Source organism: Mycobacterium sp. (assembly GCF_049585075.1).
In the GTDB taxonomy this organism is placed as follows: domain Bacteria; phylum Actinomycetota; class Actinomycetes; order Mycobacteriales; family Mycobacteriaceae; genus Mycobacterium.
Window position 1 is genome coordinate 1 of record NZ_JBAUZA010000552.1, and the last position, 3,620, is coordinate 3,620.

Here is a 3,620-nt window from a genome sequence, read left to right on the forward strand (position 1 = left end):
CCACACCCAGCTGCTGAGCCTCCGCCAGCCCGGACTCGACCAACCGCGAATGCTGCAATGGCCCAACGAATCCGCTCTGATACACCACGCCGGCGGCCGCCGCCATGATCAGCAGACCGGAAAAGCTCAACGGCGCATACCGCAACCAGGACGGCTGCCAGCGCGCTAACACGGCGCTCGCCGTCGTGGGTTGCGCGGTCGTCGCTTCTGCCGCCTGCGGTGAATCGGCCAGCAGGATGGCTCGCAGTCGCGGTACCTGGTCAACCCTGACGGCGTTGAGCTCGAAACCGTGCTCGGCCCTGGCTTCTTGGCCGGTGCTCACCCGCAGCACGGCCAGCCCCAGCAGCCGGTGCAGCAGCCGCGCATCGGTCTGCACCGAGCGAATTCGGTTGCGCGGCACCGACAAAACCTTGCGATTGAGCAGGCCTGCCCGCAGTTGCACTTGGCCGGATTCGGGGTCGGCCTCGATGCGGTAGCTGGTGGTGAACCAGCGCGCCACACCCACCACCACGCTGAGCGCGATCACCGCCACGGTCCAGGACTGGTTGCCGGTGGTCGAACCGAGCACCAGTCCCCCGATCAACAACGGCAGCTCGCGCAGCAATTCGTGTACCGGATGTACCAGCAGCATCCTGGGACTTAGCCGCTGCCAAGCGATTTGGGGCCGGGGCTGCGGGGGTGCCGTCACGTGGCGTCCTCGGCCCCGATCGCGGCGATGTCGGTCAGTTGCGCGACGATATGGTCGGCCACCGCGAGGTCGAGCGCAGCGATGTGCACCGCCCCGGCCGATGAGGCTGTGGTGACGGTGACGTTGGCCAGACCGAACAACCGATCCAGCGGGCCGCGATAGGTGTCGACGGTCTGCACCCGCGATATCGGCGCGATGCGCCTTTCCTGCACCAGCCAGCCCGTCCGGGTGTACACCGCCTGCGGGCTGATCTCCCACCGGTGCACCCGGTACCGCCACAGCGGCACGACGGCCAGCGAGATCGCCGCACCGAGCACGGTGGCGACGACGACCAAAATGTGCAGCCAGGGCAGCCGCTTATCGAGGGCAAACCACACCAGCTGGCCTGCCGCCAGCATCAGCCACGGGAGCACACCGCCGATGGCCCACCGCAGCGGCGCGCGCCGGCTCGGCGGATGTGCCGGATCGATCATGCCCGCGACCGGCGGGCTCGGCTGGGGGTTGTCCACGCCTCTGAGAATGCCATCAGGCGGCCCCAGCCGCCGGTGGGTATCGTTTTCGGCGATGACTTCTAAGGGCAAATGGACTACGGCCGACGTGCCGGACCAAACCGGCCGGGTCGCCATCGTCACCGGCGCTAACACCGGTCTCGGCTATCACACCGCCGCCGCGCTCGCCCAAAGCGGCGCCCACGTTGTGTTGGCGGTTCGCAATCTGGAGAAGGGCAACCTGGCGCTGGCACGGATCGTGGCCGCCCATCCGCAGGCCGATGTCACCCTGCAAGCGCTCGACCTGAGCTCGCTGGAATCGGTGCGGGCCGCCGCGACCGCGTTACGCAAGGCCTACCCGCGCATCGACTTACTAATCAACAACGCCGGGGTCATGTACACCCCTAAACAGGTCACTGCTGACGGATTCGAAATGCAGTTCGGCACCAACCATCTCGGCCACTTAGCGCTGACCGGGCTGCTGCTCGACAATCTGCTGGGAGTTCGGGGTTCGCGGGTGGCGACGGTCAGCAGCCAGGGCCACCGGATTCGCGCCGCCATCCACTTCGACGATCTGCAGTGGGAACAGCGCTACGACCGAATCGCCGCCTACGGGCAAGCTAAGCTGGCCAACCTGCTGTTCACCTACGAGCTGCAGCGCCGCCTAGCCGCGCGGGAGCAGTCGACCACCATCGCCGTCGCCGCCCACCCCGGCATCACGAACACCGAGCTTTTCCGCAACCTTCCTGCAGTGCTGCGACCGGCTGCCGCGGTGCTCAGTCCACTGCTATTTCAAAACGCGGCGATGGGTGCCTTGCCGACGCTGCGCGCCGCGACCGACCCGAACGTCGAGGGTGGGCAGTACTACGGCCCGGATGGTCTGGGAGAGCAGCGCGGCCACCCGAAGCTGGTGTCCTCCAGCGCGCAGTCCCACGACGAGGACTTGCAGCGCCGGTTGTGGAAGGTCTCCGAAGAGCTGACCGGTGTGACGTATCCGGTCTGACACTCCCGGCGGCTCCGTAAGATGACCGCGTGGCACGACGCCCCTCTGACGGCCTGAATGGCCCGCAGCGCCTGGTGGCATTACTGCGCTCGACGGTTCCGCCGGTGCATCCGGCCGGCCTACCGTTCATCTCCGCCGGACTGGGAGTGGCCGTGGCGGGACGCCGCTATCGATGGTTGCGCCGGGCCGGCCTGCTGGCCGCGGGTGCCTGCGCAGGGTTCTTCCGGCATCCGCCGCGGGTACCGCCCAACCGGCCAGGCGTCGTCGTCGCTCCCGCCGACGGACTGATCTGCGTCATCGACACCGCGGCCCCGCCCGCCGAACTCGGCTTGGGCGACGCAGAGCTGCCCCGGGTCAGCATCTTCCTGTCGCTGTTGGACGCCCACGTGCAGCGCGCCCCGGTTAGCGGTGAAGTGGTTGCCGTGCAGCACCGACCGGGTCGCTTCGGCTCGGCCGACCTGGCTGCGGCCAGTGACGACAACGAACGCGTCAGCATGCAGATCCGCACCGCCGACGGCGCGGACATTGTCGCGGTTCAGATCGCCGGTCTGCTGGCGCGGCGAATCGTCTGCGACGCCCACGCCGGGGACAAGCTCTCGATCGGCGACACCTACGGCCTCATCCGATTCGGGTCCCGCCTCGACACCTACCTGCCCGCCGGGGCGGAGGTGTTGGTCGGCGTCGGCCAGCGCGCGGTCGGCGGCGAAACGGTGCTGGCCGAGCTGTGATGATTACCAAGCCTCGCGGCAGGCGAGTGGTCAACCTGCGCATCCTGCCCAGCTCGATGAGTGTGCTGGCCATCTGCGCCGGGCTGACCTCGATCCGGTTCGCGCTGGAGGGTCAGCCGCACGTGGCGATAGCGCTGATCACCGCCGCCGCGATCCTGGACGGACTCGACGGCCGGGTGGCCCGCATCCTGGACGCCGAGTCGCGGATGGGCGAAGAGATCGATTCGCTTGCCGATGCGGTGAACTTCGGTGTCGCCCCCGCGGTGGTGATCTATGTGTCGTTACTGCCCTCGCTGCCGGCGGGCTGGGTTGTGGTGTTGCTCTATGCGGTGTCAATCGTGTTGCGGCTGGCCAGGTTTAACGCGCTGCTCGACGACGGCAGCCAGCCGGCCTTTGCGCGGGAGTATTTCGTCGGCATACCGGCGCCGGCCGGCGCCATTTCAGCGCTGGGCCCGCTTGCCGCCAAGCTGCAGTTCGGTGCGGGCTGGTGGACGTCGCCGTGGTTCGTCTGCGCCTGGGTGGCGGCCTGCTCGATGCTGGTGGTCAGCCGGATTCCGATGCGCAAGATGCATGCCGTGTCGGTGCCACCGAACCTGGCCGCACTGCTGCTGGCAGCGCTGACGATTGTCGCGGCGGCGGCGTTCCTGTTCCCCTACATCCTGATCATGGTGCTGATCGCGGCCTACCTATTCCACATTCCGTTCTCCGTGCAC

5 protein-coding genes are annotated in these 3,620 nt (G+C 68.0%); 3 read left to right on the forward strand and 2 right to left on the reverse strand.

Annotated features, from left to right (window positions below):
- Together WB785_RS25140 and WB785_RS25145 are read right to left on the reverse strand one after the other, a co-directional pair.
- A partial coding sequence (locus tag WB785_RS25140; protein WP_424082884.1) for a PH domain-containing protein occupies positions 1-631 on the reverse strand: 631 nt, incomplete at its 3' end.
- A 53-nt stretch (positions 632-684) separates the two neighbouring features.
- Entirely contained in the window at positions 685-1,161 is a 477-nt protein-coding gene (locus WB785_RS25145; protein WP_424082886.1) for a PH domain-containing protein, read from the reverse strand.
- 91 nt (positions 1,162-1,252) lie between these two features.
- Here WB785_RS25145 and WB785_RS25150 point away from each other — a divergent pair, with 91 nt between their 5' ends.
- The 3 genes from WB785_RS25150 to WB785_RS25160 all read left to right on the forward strand — a co-directional run.
- The gene (locus WB785_RS25150; protein ID WP_424082878.1) at positions 1,253-2,179 is read left to right on the forward strand and encodes an SDR family NAD(P)-dependent oxidoreductase; all 927 of its coding nucleotides are present in this window, start codon (positions 1,253-1,255) and stop codon (positions 2,177-2,179) included.
- A gap of 29 nt (positions 2,180-2,208) precedes the next feature.
- The gene (locus WB785_RS25155; protein ID WP_424082880.1) at positions 2,209-2,907 is read left to right on the forward strand and encodes a phosphatidylserine decarboxylase; all 699 of its coding nucleotides are present in this window, start codon (positions 2,209-2,211) and stop codon (positions 2,905-2,907) included.
- Positions 2,907-3,620 (forward strand): CDP-alcohol phosphatidyltransferase family protein (locus WB785_RS25160; protein WP_424082882.1); only part of this gene is annotated, 714 nt, incomplete at its 3' end. The genes WB785_RS25155 and WB785_RS25160, both read left to right, overlap by 1 nt.

Coding starts and splice junctions, on each gene's coding strand:
- WB785_RS25145 (WP_424082886.1), bottom strand. CDS start 1,161: ATGATCGATCCGGCACATCCGCCGAGCCGGCGCGCGCCGCTGCGGTGG.
- WB785_RS25150 (WP_424082878.1), top strand. CDS start 1,253: ATGACTTCTAAGGGCAAATGGACTACGGCCGACGTGCCGGACCAAACC.